Here is a 17,805-nt window from a genome sequence, read left to right on the forward strand (position 1 = left end):
CATGGACCTGCTGTGGTACCTCCTCCTGGCGCACCTGACCGGCGATTTTGCCCTGCAGTCCGACCGGATGGCGGCGGACAAGGCGCAATCACCGCGCGTACTGTCTGCCCACGTCATCGTGTACGTGACCTGTGTGGCACTGGCGATCTGGCAGTACACTCTCTGGACCGGCGCGCTGCGCGCCTCGGTGACCACCGTCGCCGCGGGACTCTCCGTCATCTTCACGCTCCATTGGATACAGGACTACATCAAGGGCCGTCGGTTTCCCGAAAGTAAGCAGGCCTTTTACGCCGATCAGGTGCTCCATCTCCTCCAACTGTACGCCCTGAGGATCATCCTCGCATGAGCCCCACGCCGCCCACTCCGGGCGTGGCGGCGCTGGTCGCCCGGCGATTGTGGGACTGGGACAATGCCGCCGATGTGCGCGGCGTACGCGGCGCCGTTCTGTTTGTCGACATTGCCGGCTTCACCCGTCTGACGGAGTCGGCGCAAGCCCGCGCCGGCACCCGCGGTATCGAAGAACTGACGATACGACTCAACGCGCTTTTCAGCGACCTCGTCGATGCCGCGCACCAGACAGGCGGCGACATCCTCAAGTTTGGCGGCGATGCCCTGCTGGCGGCCTTCGACGACACCCCATCGGCGCCGGACGGACTGGCGCGGGCGTTGCGGAGCGCTCACGCCATGCGGCTTCTCGCCATCCGGCATCGCCGTCACTTGCGCACACTGAAACTGCGCCTGGGACTGGCCCATGGACCGTGGCGCGAAGGCGTGGCCGGCGGCGCCGACGGCCGACGCGAGCATTTCGTCTGGGGTAAGACCGTCACCCGCGCGATGGCGGCCGCCGATGCCAGCGCCGGACAGATCTGCTATTGGGGCAGAGCTCGTGATCTGGAAGGCATCGATCGCGCGGCGGCCCGGCGCATCGGGCCGTCACTCTTCGAGCTCCGCCAGCGTGGCAACGCGGCCATGGATGCACCGCCCCCGCCGCCGCGCCCGCCCCGCGATCCAACCAACTTGCTGCGCTTCGTGGGAGAGCCACTGCACACGCTCGAAACGCTGGCCGAATTCGATCCCACACGCAGCACCGAGCACCGCCGCGTCGTATCCCTGTTCGTCTATTGGCAAAGCCCGGCGTTGCGCGCCGATCCGGCGACGTCCGCACGCCAACTGGAATTCATTCTGTCCTGCGCGCAGGAAACGGTCGTCGCCCATGACGGACTGTGGGCGCGCAGCGATCCTGCCGGCCCCCGGCAGAAGCTGCTGTTCCTCTTCGGCGCAACCGTCAGCCGCGCGGACGACATCGACCGGGCCCTGCATTGCGCCGCCGCGCTACACGCGCGCGTGCGCGAAGCCCGGCCCACCTGGCCGGGTCTGCGCGTGGGCATCGGGATTGCCGCCGGCACCGCGTTGACGGGCTTCGTGGGAAACACTTCCCGTCGTGAATTCACTGCGCTGGGCGAGCGGGTCAATTTGGCCGCCCGCCTGGCGGCCCGCGCCGCATCCGGGACAACGCTCGTCGACGCAATGGTCCGCGACGGCGCCTCCGCGTATTGGTTCCGCCACTCCGGGATTGTCCGTCTCAAGAACGTTCGCCGCCCGACACCGGTTTTCGTTCCCGTCCCTCCGGGGACTGTCCGCAGCGCGTCGGACACCGACAACATCGTGGAGCATCCCGAGGCGATGCGGCGGCTGGTGGACGCATGGATCCGCGATGAGCGCGCCATCCGGCTGGCAGTGGCGCCCGGCGCGGACTGGGGACGATTCCTTCGGCAGTTCACCTCCGGTTCACACACCGATGAACGAGCCGTCACAATACGTATCGACCTGAGCGAGTCCGAGAGCGCGCATCCTCTCGGCGGGTGCCGCCTGCTGCTGCGGCGACTTCTGGGTGCGCAGGCATCGTTGCCCGAGAAGTGGCCTTCCGAGGTCCGCGCGGCGCTGTGGGAATCGGGCGACCCCAACGGACGACAATTGTCCTGGACCGACCCTGAGACCGCCGCCCATGCCATCGGCCGCCATTTGCAGACTCTGCGGTTGCCCGCGGCGCTTGTCATCGTGCAGGGGTACGAAACCGCCGGCGTGCTCGACCGACTCGTGATCAGGCATTTGGCCGCGACCTGTCGGCCGCGGTGGATACTAATCGACTGTGGCGGCGGCCACGCTGACGCTGAAACGGACACCGTCATCCATCTCGGACCGCTGCCCGCTGAAGAGTTCGCTGAATTCATCGGCAATCTCATGTCGCCGGACCGGCCGGCCAGAGAGCTGATGTCATTCCTGCTGTCGCGGTCACAGGGCGTGCCGCGCCTGGCGCGCCAGTTCTTTGTGTCGCTGCAACGGACACAGGCGGTGACACGCTCGCCGGGCCGCGGGGGAGTCTGGCGATTGCGAGATCCGGCCGCCGCACGCATTCCCGATGGCCTGCGCGCCTACTACCTGCAGGGCTTCGACCGATTGCCGTCACCGGCCAAAATGGCGGCGCGCGCGATCGCCCTTTGGGGTCCCGCGGCGCCGGTCGACGGGATCGCAATGCTGTGCGCCGACTTGTCGCCGGCCGAAGTGCGCGATGCGGTCGCGCATCTGCAATCGCAGATGATGATCGAATGCCTCGACGGCGGTGACGGGCAGCGGGTGGCCTTCCTCGACCGCGGATGCCGCGAGGCGGTCTATTCATCCATGTCGCACGAACTGCGCGAGCAGTGGCACCGACGGATTGCGGCGGCGCTCCGCGCCATGTCCAACCCGGATCCGGGGGCCATCGGGGATCACTTGTACGCCGCCCGGCGACCACAATCGGCACAATGGCTGGCGCGCGCGTCCAAACGGGCCGCCCGCCATTGGATGTTGGAGAAGGCCTCCACGTGGACCCGCCGGGCGATCCTGGCCACGCAGGGCCGCTATGACGACGCATCCACCATACGATTGCCGCGCCGCCCGCTGACCGCTCGCGAGGTCGGTCTGTTCGATGACTGGGTGGGACTGCTGGCGTTGCGCGGACAGTACGACGAGGCCCGTAAACTGCATCAGGGCCTGGCATCGCTCGCCGCGCGGGCCGGCGAATATGGGCGCGCGGCGCATCATCGCCTGGAAGCGGCGCGCATGGATTGGTATGCCGGCCACTATGATCGGTCGGGCCGCGAGGCCCGTGCCGTTCTGCACGATGCCCATCGCCCGCCGGATGCTCTGCTGACGGCCCAGGCGGCCTACCTCTACGGCGAAACCTGTCGACGCACCGGACGCTCAACCGCGGCCCTGCGGGCGCTCGAGCAGGCGCGTGATCTGCTCGGCGACGCGCACAATCCCGGCCTGCTTGCGGATGCGCACAACGCGCTCGGCCTGCTCCACTGGAGCTGCGGCCGCCTGTCGGAGGCGCGCCGTTGTTTTGAGCAATCATTGCGCGCACTGGGCCGTCGCGGCGCCCCGGCCCGGCGCGGCCAGGTGGCTAACAATCTGGGTATCCTGCTGGAGGAAATGGGCGCACTGCACAAAGCCCGTCGCCACTATGCGCGGGCCTTCGCGATTTTCGACCGCATCGGCATCCGCCGCCACCGCGCCTACAGTCTGGGCAATCTCGCCAACCTCCATCGGCACAGCGCGTCCTACGAACAGGCGCGCGAGGCGTATGAGGAAGTTGAGACGGAACTGCGCGCCATTGGCGAGGGCCATGCGGCCGCATACACCGCCGGCAACCTGGGTGATCTCGCGCGCGACTTCGGTGACTGGGCCGAGGCGCACCGCCGCTACGAGCAGGCGCTCCAATTTGCGCTGAAGTCGGGCGATCAGGAACTCAAGGCGGAGTGTCAGGTGCGGCGGGCGCATCTCCACTGGCTGGCCGGTGTCACACGGCCGCTGCCACGGCTCCTGCGCAGCGCGACCGCGGCGGCGCGCCGCGCCAATTCTCGCGAGTTTGCGCTCTACGCCGCGCTGCTTGACGCCGAACGCGTCACCATGACCGGCGATGCATCCAGAGCCCAACGAACCTGGGACCGCGTCTTGGACGAGGCCCGCGCAGTCGGCCTGGTCTACTACGTGCTCTGGGCATGGTATGGGCGGCTTCGCTGCCACTTCACTGCCGCTTCCTGCCGCGCGACCGCCTCCGAACTCCGGCAGGCGCTGCGGCTGGCGCGGCAGTCCGGATACCGCTGGTGGGAATTGCGGTTGGCGATTCTTGGCGCGCGCTCCGCCCGCGCCAACCGCCTCCGCGCCGCCTGCCGCGAACGCGCCATCGCGCTGATCGGCAAGATTGCCGCCGGCATCGGCGACCCGCAGGTGCGCGCCCGGTTCGTTCAGTCTCCGCTGGTCGCAGAACTCGCCAGTGACGAGGTCGGCCGGTTCATCGCGCCCGACGCCTTCTCCCGGAATCAGCCGCGGATGTGAGCCGCTCGTCCGCAGAGCCCGGGGCGCTCGCCGCATTGCGAGTTCACCGATCATCGATGGCGGCGCACGACCCGGGCAACGGGACTGTCGGTCTAACTGATCCCGTACTTGGAGAAGTGATGAATCGAGAAGCTGACCTGGCCGCCCGATACGGTGCAGGTCTCCTGCAGTTCCCAACGTTCCGTCGATGGGTTCCACCAGAACAGCCGCAACTGGTCGCCGTCGGGACGACTCGTCTCAAGCGACAAACGCGCCGGCGTGCCGAAGACCAGGCCATCCGGGGCAAAGTCAATAATGGTTGCCTCGCCCCACGGCGTCTGGAGTTGCGCCACATTCATGACGATGAGGGCATCGCCGGTAAGCGCCGCCGCCGGAACATCCAGACTGGCTGTCAGGCCGCCCAGATCGACACTGAGCATTCCTCCCTCCGCGCCGACCAGCAGCATGTCCAGCGCGCGGAACACCCCGTTGAGCAGTTTTGCGGAACCGCCGGCGTCGGAGGCGAAGAAACTGTCGCCGTGCATCTGGTCGACGTACTGCAACGCGTCGGCGCCCGTGCCGGAAACGGGTGAGGTGGGTTGATCACCGCACCCAGACAGCAGAAAGACGCTGGCGACAAACGCGGCGACAAACGTCGCGCCTACAAACCACCGGCCGGCTTTTTGCCATGGGTTGCGATTTCGCTTCAAACGGACCTCCTTGGTTACGGCGACTCGTGTTCTCTGCTGCAATCAGCAGACATCCGGGGCCCATGCAACCGGACTGCCCAATTTGACAAGTTTTTGAGCAACACCGGGAGTCGAACGAAGTCAACCCCTTAGAGTCCGATTTCCCGACCGACTGTGCGCAATCCGCACAGCCCGGGCCGGGCAGGTCGGGATTTCAGAGGGAGACGCCCCATAGTGGTGTGGGCGCCGCCCCACTCGCATGAGGGCGACTGTCAACGCCCAGACGGGGCGCCCTCGGAGTCTGAACGAGGGGTCAGCGAATGCCAGAGGACCGAAATCGACATGAGCAGATAGCCGATCACCATCAGGACGGAACTGGGATACAAAAGCCAGACCATGCCAGACCAACCCAACGCAATCAGCCACAGCGAGCCAAAGGTTGTCAAAAGCGACAACAACGTTTCCGCCGCCCAGAACGTTTTCAGGCGGTCCGAACCATCGGTCGCGGCATAGAGCAGCGCCACGAGAAAGAACAAAAGCCCCATACCCAGAAGATGCGTGTGGACGATGCCCAGCATCTCCGCCGTCGACTTGCCGAACTTGAGCTCTTCCTCGTTGCCGTGGTAATGATCGGAGATGCCGGATGCCGCCATTCCGGTGTTATGATACACGAACGCCAATCCGGCGGCATAACCGACCAGACCGACCAGAATGAAGGCGGCGATGGTTACCCGGTACACCGCCGGCAGCGTCCGCAGTCGCAGCGCAATCATGGCGTAGGGCTCCCTTCCTGCAAGATCGCCGCCACCGCCAGCGCCTTGCGCACACCGACGTTGAGCGCGTTGACCGAAATCGTGGCGCCGGTGATGTTGACGATGTCGCGATTGATGCGCAACGGCGACTCCAGCGACTTTCCGCGGTACTGTTTCAGAAAACGGGTGTGCCGAATCTCACCGCCGCGGCTTTCGCGGTAGATCAGCACACGGACATCGACGATCCGCAGCGTGGTGTCGATCCCGGCCATGTAGGTAATGGGACGGTACTTCCCCTTCTCCTCCCCGACCACCGCCCAACCGACGGATTGACCGGCCTCGAAGACTCGGTAGAAGACAAACGCGGTGTCACGGATCTCCCCGCCGAGGCGGGCGTGCAGATCGGCGGCGACGGCCGGTTCGACACGCAGAAGCCCGGGTTGCGCCGAGTCCGCATCGGGAAAGATCGCCGTCAGCGCCTCCGCCTCCGAGGCCAGTACTTCGACCGCGCCGATCTCCTCCTCGGTGGGCGGCTCCTCCGCCGACGACGCCGTCACGGTCAGCAATACGGCCAGCGTCACAATCCAGGGCCAACGGCGCGTCATACCGGCTCAACCTCCAGCGGGCCAATCACGCGCACCCCTGACAATCCGCCTTTGTGATCGCGATGAATCAGGACCGCCGCCGCATCCTTGCGTCCATTCAACCAGCGCACCGCGTCGGCCATGCCCATGACATAGAGCCCCGACGATGTCGCGTCGGCCATCAGTCCGTCGTTGGCGAACACGGTCACCGACAGGAGGTCGGAGACGGACGGCGCGCCGCGACGCGGGTCCATCAGATGCCCGTGGCGGTGTCCGGTCGCGTCAACGCGGTAAGTCTCATAGACAGCCGATGTCGCGGCGGTACGGAAACGGTGCCGCACGGTCAACACCGGTTCACTGCGCTGGCCGCGCGGGTCGCGGATTGCGCATGTCCAAGGTCCGGCATCGTTCGCGGCGCGAAAAATGTCGCCGCCGCAGTTGGCGCGCGCCTCGACCGCTCCGGCCCGCAATCCCGCATTGGCCGCCTCCTCGGCGGCCAGCCCCTTGGCCCAACCGCCGGAGTCGATGGCGAGGCGGGCCGATTCGCGCCGGATCACGCCACCGCACACATCGCATTCCACGCCCCGGTAATTCCAATCGCGCTGATCCGCCGGCGGGCGAATCACACCGGCGGACTCATCGCGAAATCCCCAACGCTTCATCAGGCGCTCAATGGTGGGATCAAACAGTCCCTCCAGCGCCGCAGACCACCGCAGACTGCGGTCGATTGCATCCAGCACGACAGGGTCATCGATAGCGACCGTCAGCGTGTCGGCGGCATTGAAGCGCGACAGCGGGGTGCGCGCATCGAAGACCGAGAAACTCTGGTCGATCCGACGGATGGCATCGGCCATCGCCGTCAAGGCGGCCTCGCCGGCCTGCGGCGACTCGGCCACCGCCTCCAGGTGACTCCATCCGCCCATCGCCCACAGTGGGCGACGGAAGGTGGCACGGCCCGTCGAACCCGCCCAGGCGGTCAACGCACGCGGACAGGCGAGCGCGCCAGCGGCCAGAAGCCCCATGCTCAGAAGACGGCGGCGGCTGATGTGTGTGGTCATAGTTTCCAGGGTGCGTTGATCATGATCCTAGAAATACGTGGCCAGCGAAAGACTGAACAGCTTCGCCGGCTTCGACCAGGTTTCCAGCCCGACCTTGCGACTCCAGTTCCAGCTATAGTCGACCTTGACCACCGTCATTTCCACCGGGCGGAAATTCAGCCCGAGAGTGGCTGTCTGCTCATCGTCGCCGTCGCGGTCGGAGTCGTAATCGACACGGTCCCAACGAACCACGCCGGTGAACACTGATTCGGGGTACCGGCGAATCGCGCCAAATCCAAAGTGATAGCCGGCCTGCGCATACCAGCCAATCTGTGACTCAGCGGTCGGGCTGCCGTCCGGCACATCGGCCGAGACCAGCGCGCCCTCGCCCAGCAGCTGCAACGGACCCCGTTGCAGATCGACATCGAGCGCCGCGATCGACAGCGACCGCTCTCCGGCGTTGTCGTATTTGCCGAAGTGGCCCGATAGCCCCAGATCGACGCCCAGCGCCGGTGAGACCGAGACACGCCCGGCCAACGACTTGTTCTCGTTGTTGTCGGTCTTGTGCGAGCCGCGCCCGCCGCGCACGCGCAGCTGCTGCTTGCTGTCGATGATCTTCTGATTGAACCCGTTGACCAAGTAAAGTTCATACCCCACAACCCAATCCTGCGGATAGAAGGCGCCGTAAATCCCCATGCCCGCCTCCGAAAGCGTCGTCGGCAACAGTTGGCGCGACACCGTCGGACGGTTGGTCAGATCATTGAGGGGCGAATCGTGATTGAGATTGAAGCGCCCAAGGGGTGTCAGCAGCAGTCCGGCGCGCACGTTCAACGCGTCGGCCAGTGCCCAATCCATAAAGGCGAATTCCAGTTTGATTTCGCCGTCGGTGGTCGAGTTGCTGATCTTGTCGATGTTGCCGTCGCCGTTGCTGTCGCTGCCGCTGGCCGAGCCGGAGCGAACAAAGCCGCCATACTCGAACTCGATTTCCGCGGTCACATGGATGTAGTCGACCGGCTGGGCGTAGATGAACGGGATGAAACGGTGGGTGGTGAAAGTCGAGGTCGAGTCGGTCATGAACAGTTCGTGGTCCATGTAGCCGCCGAGGGCGATGCCGCCGGCAAAGTTCTTCAGGTAGGGTTTGTCCGTCACGCCGCCCGGCACGACCGGACGCGGTGGGCGCGTTTGGCCCGTGGCGGGTGAGGCCAGCACAAGCGGCCACAGTGCGGCCAACAGGATGAAACGATGGATACGGTTCACACAACCTCCAGCAATCGGTGATGGACCCGGCGCATCGGGACGCAAGGGGGCCGCACGCCGGGTCGGCGCGGCCGGCCGCCAGACACAATCGTCACCCTGGGCGGCCGCGCCAGGGATCGATTGTTAGGCATGCCTAACTTATGGGCGAAAAAAGAGAGGAATCTCATCGTTTGACCAATTCGCAGGTCGCTTCCAACTCGCAGTCGCGGCAACGCTCGCCGGCCAGGCGCAGTTCGAGATACTCATGGAAGTGCTCGATCATCCCGGAGATGTCCATCCGGCAGTGCTGCATGTAGTCGAGAAAGGCGGTGAGCCGCTGCAGTGTCTCCGGCCCCATGACATGCTCGATCTCGCAGGCGTCGCGGGCGGCGGTCCGCGGCGCAACCTGCAGCACATCGGTGAAGAAGCGCTGCAGGATCTCAAACCGCAGGTTGATCGCCTCGGCTGTGCGCCGTCCCCGCGCCGACAACTGCACCGCGCCATAGGACGGATGCAGGACCAGCCCCCGCGCCCGCAGCGACCGCAGCGCCTCCGACACCGAGGGCATGGTCACCCCCAGCGCCTCGGCGATCGCCTTGACCCGCACCGGCTGCCCGTCGGCCCCCAGACGCAGAATCGTCTTGAGGTACATCTCCATGTTCGATGACAGCGCCTTGGACATGCGTCGCTCCCGCGGTGATGAGATTATTAGGGCGGCCTAACTTAGTCAAGCGAATTCCCCGACACCGGTCAGGTTTTGACAACCGCGGCGGCCGGGACGGCTAAGGCATTGTCAGGAGGGACGATCCAGCCCCACGATGCGGAAGAGATTCGGCACGGGATCCAGATACAGATAGACGCTGCAGGCCTTGGCCCCGGCGCGGCGCGGGGTAATATCGAGACGGAAGACGCGCTCCCGGCCGGCGCCGGAATTGGACGCGACCGCGACCAGCCGCGAACGAACCGTGTCATCGAGGACGACGATCGGCGCCGAAGCCACGCCCTCCTGCGACCCGAGGCGGCCCGCCACCCGGTCGAGAGACCATCGGTATTCCATCGCGCCGCCCTCTCCCACCCCGTCGGCAATCACCCGATCGACAAACCGGAGCGTGACGGAATCGCCGGTGTCGTCAAGCGTGAACGCGTCCAGCGGAGAGGTCTTGGCGTAATAGTACGCCAGAATCTTGTTCCGCCGCACCCACAGATGCCTGACCAAATACTCGGTCGCGGCCGGATCACTGTACGCGGCGGTCTCGACACAGGCGCGCAGATCATCTTCAGTGAACTGCGACAGGATGCGGCAGGCCCAGAACGCGTCGGCGTGCGTCATGTTGTCGAACGCCGGATTGGCATGCAGCGGCTTCCATCCCGGCGGATCGAACAGGTCGCTTTCGAAATACCCGACCGCCGCGGGGATCCCGCGCGGATCGGCCTCCTCCCATGCCCAGCGCCGCAGCCCCAGCGTCACCAGCGACACCAACGCCTGCTCGAGATCGAGAACGTAGGCATACCCCTTGTAGACCGACTTGGGTTCGTCGCCGTCGGATCCGAGCGTGGAGCCGAAGTCGATCAGGTAGTGACGGACAAACCGGCGCCCGTCCTCCTCAACCACGACGTCCAGCGAGTTGTGGTCCTTGGTGTCGAAATGATTCGTCAGCTGCGCGAAGATTTTCAGCCCGCGCAGTTCACGGCGATGTTCATGCGGTACGCGGTCGTTGGGATCATCGCGACGCACGCCTTTGTAGGAAAACGGTCCGATCGGTGCGCCCGGCAACAGACGGCTGGCCACGGCGCGGATCGTGCCGTCGGGACGACGCGCCACCTTCGCCAGCACCCGCTCTAGTTCCTCGCGCGTGAATGGATACTGCCGCCCCCTTGAGTCCTTGACTTGCAGTCCGTCGCGAATCACCAGCCGCGCCGGATCGAACGTGACCAGGTAGTTCTCCGGCACATGATAGCCGAACGCGTGGAACAGTTTGGTGGAGATCATCTCCGCGCCGGTGGCCAACTCGGGATGCGCCGCCGGATCGAACTTGAGAATGAAGGTCTCGCCCGCCGCGTCCTTAATGAAGAATCCTGGCGTGACGCCCTCGGTTTTGGCGCGGGTGATCGTCCAGACGCCGGCGGTGTCCGGGCCGGCGATCCGATTGGGACCGCGCTGGAGCTCGTCCCGGCTCAGACGCGTCCGGCCATGGCGATGGGTAAACCAACTCGAATTGGGAATCTCGCCGAAGACATCGGCGTTGACCGCCTCGTGCATCCGGCCGGTCAGCTTGCGGAGCTGCCGCGGCAGATCCAGCGACTGCTCCAATAGATAGAAGGAACTCTGATGCACGGCGTCCCAGTAGAGACTGGGGTCGCGCTCGCGCGGATCGACGCTGATGTCCGTCCACTCCGGCGCGACCGTCGGCGGTTCCAGCAGACTCCACTCCGCCCGGGAGGCGCATCCCAGCCCGGCGGCCGCCGCCACGGCGCCGACCAGCCCGATCATCCATCGCCGCAGGCGCCGCATTAGAAGGAGTCCCCGAAGTTGATGTAGAATCCCCATTCGTCGGTGCCCTTGGCCACCAGAAGGGCCAGATGCCCGGCGTTATTCCAGAACCGCAATCCGCCGCCGTACGACGATCGGAAATCGGAGAATTCGAAGTCCCTGAGCAGATCGTGGAAGACGCGGCCATGGTCGGAAAGCAACAGCGCATCGATGCGCCGCCACAGCGGCCAGCGGTACTCCAGCGACAGGGCGGCATACCCCCGATCGCGGAAACGCCCTGTCTTGTAGCCGCGCAGCAACTGCGACCCTCCCAGTTTCGCCAGTTCATAGAAGGGCACACGCGTCCCGGGGTCCGGTTCGATATGCTCGGCGGTCAGGCGGACACCGATCACCCGCTCGTGGAACAACTCGAAGAAGTGCGACACGTCGCCGTGCACGCGCCAGAACCCGACCGCCGTGTCGGCGCGACCTTCCCCCATCGTGTACGTCACCGCCACGGCAGCGGCGCCGCCGCCCAACGGCGAGGGCGGACGCTCGCGCCAATCGCCGGCCACTTGCGCGCCCAAGTCATACAGATCCAGCCGCTCGAAGAGGCCGTAGAGGTCCTGCCCGGCGAACCGCGCCGCGATCGAATCCCGATCATGTGGAATGCGCTGCAGACGGCCGTCCTCCGGATCAATGCGCCGCCATCCGCCCGACAGCGACACTTCGCCGCGCTCGCCCAGCGCGCGGTACAGATGCAGCGCGGCGAACCCGCCGCGGTAACCGTAGTTGGATTGATCTTTCCGCGAGGACCCCGGACCGATGCCATAAAAGCGCTCGCGTGTGTCGGCACGCCAGCCCCCATCGACGGCTGCGCCGTAGGCCGAGCCGTGGAGCCGGCGATCGCCGAGACGCGCCGCCGCGAAGCGATAGGTGTTGGTCGAATACGTGCCCCGGAGCGACAGCGGAATATCGGAGCCAAAGGCGCTCCGCGTGAAATAGGCCGCTCCCAGCGTCAACCCGGTGCGCGCTTTGTAGCCCACCACCGGATAGATGCCCCAGGGATCGTCAAAGGCAAACAGGCGCTCGATGCGGTGCGGGAGTGTCGATTCCTCAACCAGCACGACCGGACCGGAGACCGCGGCGCCGAGAACCCAGAACGGCGCCTTCAGCGCCACCGACGGCACCGCGAGGATATAATCAAGCGCGTCGCGCGGCGGCTTCTGAACGCCGCCGCTGGAGTCGGCGTCGCCGGCGCGCGCAATCCCGCACGTCAGGAGCCAGATGACTCCGACAATCAGTTCCGCGGTTCGCATCAGTGGTATCGGCCCGAGCTACTTGAAGGCGCGCAACAGGTCAGCGTACAGCCCCTTCAAATCCGAGGACGCCTGGTCCAGTTCGGCGACTTTGGCCTCCAGTCGCTTGAGCAGTTGCCGCTTTTCAATGGCGTTGCGGATCACCAACCGCAAGTCCTCATTCTCCCAGGGCTTCTCGATGTACTGGTAGAGCCCGACATCGTTGATCGCCTTGATGGCGTTTTCCTTGTCGGCGTACCCGGTGAGCAGCACCCGGGTTGCCTGCGGCTGGATGTCCTTGGCGCGGAGAAAGAAGTCGATGCCGTTGAGATCCGGCATCAGGTAGTCGGAGATGATGACATCCACCGGCCGCGCCTGCAAGGCCGTGAGCGCTTCCAAAGGCGAGGTGAATGCGAGAACCTCGTAGTCGGTCTCGAGGGTGAGAAAGTTCTTGATGCTCTGGATGACCATCGGCTCATCGTCAATGATCATGACCACTTGACGTTCTGGTTTGTCGTGTGCCGCCGGCATGCGGGTATCCTTCTCCGTTGCAGTTTTGAAAGTCGCGCGAAGATACCCCGATTGCCGGTTGCTGTCAACCCGGCCCCGCGCGGCGATCTTACTCGTAGTCAATCAACAGCAGATTCACGTCATCGGGCAGCGCGCGGCCGCCGACTCCGCGCGCGGCCGCCAGCCGTTCCAACAACTCCTCGCCGTCCAGCTGGCGCAGTGAGTCCACCAATCCGACCAATTCGCGCGGGTCGAATGTCTCGCCCAAATCAATGCGGCTGTCGAGGAGTCCGTCGGTGTAAAGCAGGATACGCTCCCCCGGGCGCAGCCGAATGTCCTCCCGCTCGACGCCGCGGTACAGCGAATCGGGCACCACACCCAATGGCAGCCCGTTGAGCACCCACAGCCGCGTCGGCGCGCCGTTGTCACGCGACATCAGAATCGGGTGCGGCCCGCCCGCGGACGCGCCGGTCACCGCGCCGCTGGTCCCGTCGGCGTTGAGCACGAACGCCGTGACGAATTGGTGCCGCGGCATGAAGGCCGCCAGCCGGCGGTTCATCTCCGCCAGCATCTTGTCGCAGCACTGGCCGCGCTCCGAGGCCTCCCAGAACATCACCTTGACCAGCATCGTGCCCAACGATGCCGGCACACCATGCCCGGCGACATCGGCCACGATCGCGTTGAATTGCCCGTCGCCCCTGACGGCGATGTCGTAATAGTCCCCTCCCAGAAGCCCGGTCGGGTAGTAGCGGTGGTAGAAGCGGAATCGTCCGTGGTCGGTCAAACGGCGCGGCAGGATCGACTGTTGCACCTGTTGCGCCAGCGCCAGTTCCTGCTCCCAGCGCTCGGCCGATTGACGCAGCGACTCACGATCGCGCAGCGCCAGATCGAGCTCCCGCAGTCGCTCGCCGAGATGCTGCCGCATCGTCCGATGCTCGATCGCGTTGCGCAGAACCATCTTCAGGTGATCGTTGTCCCACGGCTTCTCGAGGTACTGGTAGAGGTTCACCTCGTTGATCGCCGCGATCGCGCTCTCCTTGTCGGCGTAACCGGTCAGGAGGATGCGGGGCACGTCGGGGGCGACCTTCGCCAACTCGCGGAAAAACTGCAGCCCGTCCATCTCGGGCATCAGGAAGTCGCTGATGGCGACATCGACCGGCTCGCGCCGCGCCAGCTCCAGCGCCTGCACCGGGTTGTGATGCGAAAGCACCCGGTAATCCGTCTCCAGTTCGAGCAGATTGGCGATCGCGCTGGTGACGATCGCATCGTCGTCCACCAGCAGGATCGTCGGCGGCTTGGCGGCGCTGTTCATATGGTCGTGGCCGGCTCGTCAGTGGTGGTCGGCAGACCCGGGACACGCACCGGGCAGGTGATCGTAAAGACCGTTCCTTCTCCGACACGGCTTTCGACATCGATGCGGCCGCCGTGCGCCTGAATGATCTTGTAGACGATCGACAAACCCAGGCCGGTCCCGACCCCGACGCCCTTGGTCGTGAACCCCGGGTCAAAGATACGGGACAAATTCTCTTCCGCAATCCCCACGCCGGTATCGGCGATGCGCACTTCGAAGTGCTGGTCCAACGCCCGGGTGCGGATGGTGATCGTCCCCTCCTTCGGGATCGCGTGGATGGCGTTGACAATCAGGTTCATGAAGACCTGGTTCATTTGGTTCGGGTAGCAGGTGATCGGCGGCAGTTGCCCGTAGTCGCGCACGATCTTGATGCGATTCTTGTACTCGTGGTAGACCAGTGTCAGGGTCGATTCGAGTCCCTCGTGGAGATCGACCGTCTTGAGTTCGGCCTCGTCGAGGCGGGCGAAATTGCGCAACGAGCGGACGATCCCGACAATCCGGTCGGTGGCGGTGCGGGTAGTGGTGTTGGCCTCCTCGAGGATGTGCAACGCGCGCAGGAAGCGGCCGCTTTTGGACGAGGAAACAAAGACGCTGGTCTCGCCCAGACTGTCCTTGACCACATTGAGGGCGCGCCGCGAGACATCGGCGTTGGCGTGGATGGAGCCCAGCGGTGTGTTAATCTCGTGAGCCACCCCCGCCACCAACGCGCCCAGCGCCGCCATCTTCTCCGACTGCACCAGTTGCGCCTGGGCATCGCGCAATTCGTGATTGGCCTGCTCCAGTTCCGCCGCGTAGGCGTGGATCCGTTCCTCGGCGCGGATGCGCTCGGTCACATCGACCAGCCAGACATAGATCTGCCGGCTTTCAGTCAGCGGTCGGTAGGTCACCGAGAACACATGCTGCCGCAGCTCCAGACGCCCGTCGACCACGGTGGTGTTGGTGTCGATCAACCGACGCACCATTTCGCGGAAATCGGACGGCAGGAAATCGGTGATGTGCAGCTCCGGGTGTCCCATCTCCCCCGGGTAACGGCGCGCCGCCGGATTCATGTAGAGGAGGTTGCCGTCCCGGTCAAAGCGCAGCACCGGGAAGGGGTTGGTCTCCGGCAGCTGCGCCAGCCGACGGATTTCCTCCTCCATGCGCACCTTTTCGGTGATGTCGCGCACCGCGCCCATGGTGTAGATGACATTCTCGTTGCGGTGGATGGTCATGTCGCAGATGCGCGGTTCGCTGCGGCGCGCGTCGATGATCTTCAGCGTGTAGTGGTTCGGCGCCGGCTCGCCGCGCAGACGCGCCATATGGATATCGACAATCCGCTGGCGGTCGTCGGGATGAATCACGGCGGTGAAGTGCGTGTGCCGCAGCTGCTCGGCACTCAGACCCACCATCTCCTGCAGCACGCTGTTGGTCATGATGAACCCGCCCTCGATATCGGAGTACAGAAAGATGCCGTCGGCGGAGTTCTCAAACAGCGCGCGGTATTTCTGCTCCGATTCGGTGATCTGGGCGCGCAGATCCTGTTCCTGCTTGCGGCCGCGGAAGAGCTCGTAGCGGCTGCGGTAGATGAGCGCGCTCACCCCGCAGCAGGCCAGCGTCACGATCAACATGAACACCGGGAAATCCGGAAAAATCGCGGCGGGATTGTTGCCGTGCGCCTGCGGCGCGAGCAGCACGACCAGCATGTACCCCAGCGTCATGGCCGTGCCCAGAAGCGCGGTGTGCCAGGCCCGGTAGGGCAGCGTGCCGACGCAGATCAGCATCGCCACCGCCTGGATGCCGAAACCCGACGGGTGGTGCTCGCCCAGGACCAGCCAGTCCAGCCCGAAAACGCTGGAGACCGCCACCACAATGGCGGCCATGAGCAGGCGGCCGTAGCGGGCGCCGAACGGCCTGAACGACGCCGCCAGCATGATGCACGACCCAAGGACCGCCACAAGTGGTATCCAGAGCGCGAACGTATCGGGCAGGCTGTCCAGACCCCACTGGAATCTCAGCGATGGCCGCACCAGCATCTGCGCGCCGACGGCCAGCACCGGGGCAACCCCGGTGAGCGCGAACGCGGCCCGCAGCCCACGGCGGGTGGTGCGTTCGATCTCGGCGCGAAACTCCGGATCACGCTCCGCCACCGACGGCGTGATCAACCCCAGCGATGAGATGAATCGGCGAAACATGGACATCATCACCACGGCTCGTCAGGCCACCCGTTCGGCGAGCACGCCGCGGATCCGGCGCACCAACGTGCGGAACAGTGTCTGGATGATCTCGGTGTGATCGGCCAGCAAGTCGTAGAAGTCATCCTGCGCGATCCGCAGCGCGTGGGTGTTGTCCAGCGCGCGCGCGGCATAGACATGGGGTTCGCCGTCGAGAAGCGCCCAAATGCCCAGGTCTTCGCCGACACCGACGGTCAACGCCGCGGCGCCGCCGCGCCGCAGCTCCACCGACCCCGCCAGGATTAAGTAGCAGGCCTCCGGCACGCCCCCCTCCTCGAAGAGAATGTCACCCGGGCGGAATTCCGCCTCCTCGGCGATCGCGGCCAGATGCGCCAGGCCGTCGGTGGGAATCTCGGCGAAGATCGGACTTTTCTGCAGGGCCAGCACTCGTTCGATGGTGGTCAGCATGTCGTCATCCGGGTCAGACGCGGACGTTGAGACGCGTGCGCAGGGCATCGACGGTTTCGCGCGCGATTGGTTTACGGTCGCCGTCGGCGACCTCGGGATCATTCATAATGTTGTAGAGTGTCGACTGCTTGGCCGACCAGACGGTGAACACCGCCACCGCCGCCAGCCAATCGTCGCGGTAACGCGCCTGATGACGCAGCAACTCGGGCCAGGCGTGCGCGGTCTGTCCCTGCTCGCGCAGGCGACGCCGGACCTGATCAAGCGCCGGCCTCTCCTCGACCAGTCCGAGCACCCATTTCTTCGTCCGGCCCTCCAGCAGATTGTCGAGGTATTCGATGGCGTTGGCGCGCACCCGCGCATTCGGCGACTGCAACGCGCGTGAGGCCGCATACAGTTCCGCCGGCGGGTGCTGCATGGCCAAGAGCCGGAAGATGCGATCCACTGTCTTGGCCGACTTTTCCCGCAGAGCGTTGCAGAGAAGCCGTGTCTCCTCCGACGGTCGCACCACCATGAGCCATTCCTGATAACGATAGGCCCGGCCCAGTTCCTCCTCCAAACGGCGCACGATCGCCGGTGTGGAGGGCACGACGTGGGGATGGCGCGCCCGCAGACGCCCCAGCGAGCGCAGACAGATGAATCGGAACCCGTCATCGGGATGATCCAGACGGTCCAGCAAGGCCTCGGCGGCGCGGGACGAGGGAATCTGCGCCAGCACCCGGGGCAACTGATCGCGCAACCGGCGCTCGGTGGACGGCGACGCCATGGCGGCAACCAGCGCGTCGACCGCCGTCTCGCCGTAGGCGGCGATCGCCTCGCGCGCCGCCGCGCGCGTCGCACGATCCGACAAAAGCGGAATCAACATGTCCAGCAGGCTCGGCGACGCCAGCCGTCCCGCCGCCTG

The 17,805-nt window shown here is 65.5% G+C and carries 15 protein-coding genes; 2 read left to right on the forward strand and 13 right to left on the reverse strand.

Annotated features, from left to right (window positions below):
* The first annotated feature begins 1 nt into the window (after position 1).
* Together VNN55_00955 and VNN55_00960 are read left to right on the forward strand one after the other, a co-directional pair.
* Positions 2 to 346, forward strand: a complete 345-nt coding sequence (locus VNN55_00955; GenBank protein HWO56114.1) for a DUF3307 domain-containing protein — start codon at positions 2 to 4, stop codon at positions 344 to 346.
* Positions 343 to 4,380, forward strand: a complete 4,038-nt coding sequence (locus tag VNN55_00960; protein HWO56115.1) for a tetratricopeptide repeat protein — start codon at positions 343 to 345, stop codon at positions 4,378 to 4,380. Before VNN55_00955 ends, VNN55_00960 begins: the two co-directional genes overlap by 4 nt.
* A gap of 92 nt (positions 4,381 to 4,472) precedes the next feature.
* Here VNN55_00960 and VNN55_00965 read toward each other — a convergent pair whose 3' ends face one another.
* The 13 genes from VNN55_00965 to VNN55_01025 form a co-directional block, all read right to left on the reverse strand.
* Positions 4,473 to 5,069, reverse strand: a complete 597-nt coding sequence (locus VNN55_00965) for a hypothetical protein (protein ID HWO56116.1) — start codon at positions 5,067 to 5,069, stop codon at positions 4,473 to 4,475.
* Positions 5,070 to 5,320: 251 nt separating this feature from the next.
* On the reverse strand, positions 5,321 to 5,821 hold the full coding sequence (locus tag VNN55_00970; GenBank protein ID HWO56117.1) for a hypothetical protein: 501 nt from the start codon (positions 5,819 to 5,821) through the stop codon (positions 5,321 to 5,323).
* Entirely contained in the window at positions 5,818 to 6,405 is a 588-nt protein-coding gene (locus VNN55_00975) for an FMN-binding protein (protein HWO56118.1), read from the reverse strand. The genes VNN55_00970 and VNN55_00975 overlap by 4 nt, the downstream gene beginning before the upstream one ends.
* Positions 6,402 to 7,442 carry an FAD:protein FMN transferase gene (locus VNN55_00980; protein ID HWO56119.1) on the reverse strand — a complete coding sequence of 347 codons (1,041 nt, stop codon included), beginning with the start codon at positions 7,440 to 7,442 and terminating at the stop codon, positions 6,402 to 6,404. Before VNN55_00980 ends, VNN55_00975 begins: the two co-directional genes overlap by 4 nt.
* 27 nt (positions 7,443 to 7,469) lie before the next feature.
* Entirely contained in the window at positions 7,470 to 8,678 is a 1,209-nt protein-coding gene (locus VNN55_00985) for a hypothetical protein (protein HWO56120.1), read from the reverse strand.
* Positions 8,679 to 8,841: 163 nt separating this feature from the next.
* Positions 8,842 to 9,339 (reverse strand): metal-dependent transcriptional regulator, encoded by a 498-nt coding sequence (locus tag VNN55_00990; protein ID HWO56121.1) that lies wholly within the window; start codon positions 9,337 to 9,339, stop codon positions 8,842 to 8,844.
* Between the two features lie 111 nt (positions 9,340 to 9,450).
* Positions 9,451 to 11,169: a hypothetical protein gene (locus VNN55_00995; GenBank protein HWO56122.1), complete on the reverse strand. Its 1,719-nt coding sequence runs from the start codon at positions 11,167 to 11,169 to the stop codon at positions 9,451 to 9,453.
* Positions 11,169 to 12,446: a BamA/TamA family outer membrane protein gene (locus VNN55_01000; protein ID HWO56123.1), complete on the reverse strand. Its 1,278-nt coding sequence runs from the start codon at positions 12,444 to 12,446 to the stop codon at positions 11,169 to 11,171. Before VNN55_01000 ends, VNN55_00995 begins: the two co-directional genes overlap by 1 nt.
* Positions 12,447 to 12,464: 18 nt before the next feature.
* Positions 12,465 to 12,956, reverse strand: a complete 492-nt coding sequence (locus VNN55_01005) for a response regulator (GenBank protein ID HWO56124.1) — start codon at positions 12,954 to 12,956, stop codon at positions 12,465 to 12,467.
* 88 nt (positions 12,957 to 13,044) lie between these two features.
* Positions 13,045 to 14,247, reverse strand: a complete 1,203-nt coding sequence (locus VNN55_01010) for a SpoIIE family protein phosphatase (GenBank protein HWO56125.1) — start codon at positions 14,245 to 14,247, stop codon at positions 13,045 to 13,047.
* Complete coding sequence (locus VNN55_01015; protein ID HWO56126.1) at positions 14,244 to 16,466, reverse strand: ATP-binding protein; 2,223 nt, start codon at positions 16,464 to 16,466, stop codon at positions 14,244 to 14,246. The genes VNN55_01010 and VNN55_01015 overlap by 4 nt, the downstream gene beginning before the upstream one ends.
* A 12-nt stretch (positions 16,467 to 16,478) precedes the next feature.
* Complete coding sequence (locus tag VNN55_01020) at positions 16,479 to 16,904, reverse strand: cyclic nucleotide-binding domain-containing protein (GenBank protein HWO56127.1); 426 nt, start codon at positions 16,902 to 16,904, stop codon at positions 16,479 to 16,481.
* Between the two features lie 13 nt (positions 16,905 to 16,917).
* Positions 16,918 to 17,805, reverse strand: an 888-nt coding sequence (locus tag VNN55_01025; GenBank protein ID HWO56128.1) for a hypothetical protein, incomplete at its 5' end; no start/stop codon positions are given.

The sequence above is a fragment of the bacterium genome, assembly GCA_035559435.1.
Classification (GTDB): Bacteria; Zixibacteria; MSB-5A5; order WJJR01; family WJJR01; genus JACQFV01.

Excerpts from the sequence above, each read along its gene's own strand:
- VNN55_00980 (HWO56119.1), bottom strand. The coding sequence starts at position 7,442 with ATGACCACACACATCAGCCGCCGCCGTCTTCTGAGCATGGGGCTTCTG.
- VNN55_01020 (HWO56127.1), bottom strand. The coding sequence starts at position 16,904 with ATGCTGACCACCATCGAACGAGTGCTGGCCCTGCAGAAAAGTCCGATC.
- VNN55_01005 (HWO56124.1), bottom strand. The coding sequence starts at position 12,956 with ATGCCGGCGGCACACGACAAACCAGAACGTCAAGTGGTCATGATCATT.
- VNN55_00970 (HWO56117.1), bottom strand. The coding sequence starts at position 5,821 with ATGATTGCGCTGCGACTGCGGACGCTGCCGGCGGTGTACCGGGTAACC.
- VNN55_00960 (HWO56115.1), top strand. The coding sequence starts at position 343 with ATGAGCCCCACGCCGCCCACTCCGGGCGTGGCGGCGCTGGTCGCCCGG.
- VNN55_00990 (HWO56121.1), bottom strand. The coding sequence starts at position 9,339 with ATGTCCAAGGCGCTGTCATCGAACATGGAGATGTACCTCAAGACGATT.
- VNN55_00955 (HWO56114.1), top strand. The coding sequence starts at position 2 with ATGGACCTGCTGTGGTACCTCCTCCTGGCGCACCTGACCGGCGATTTT.
- VNN55_00975 (HWO56118.1), bottom strand. The coding sequence starts at position 6,405 with ATGACGCGCCGTTGGCCCTGGATTGTGACGCTGGCCGTATTGCTGACC.
- VNN55_01015 (HWO56126.1), bottom strand. The coding sequence starts at position 16,466 with ATGATGTCCATGTTTCGCCGATTCATCTCATCGCTGGGGTTGATCACG.
- VNN55_01010 (HWO56125.1), bottom strand. The coding sequence starts at position 14,247 with ATGAACAGCGCCGCCAAGCCGCCGACGATCCTGCTGGTGGACGACGAT.
- VNN55_01000 (HWO56123.1), bottom strand. The coding sequence starts at position 12,446 with ATGCGAACCGCGGAACTGATTGTCGGAGTCATCTGGCTCCTGACGTGC.
- VNN55_00995 (HWO56122.1), bottom strand. The coding sequence starts at position 11,169 with ATGCGGCGCCTGCGGCGATGGATGATCGGGCTGGTCGGCGCCGTGGCG.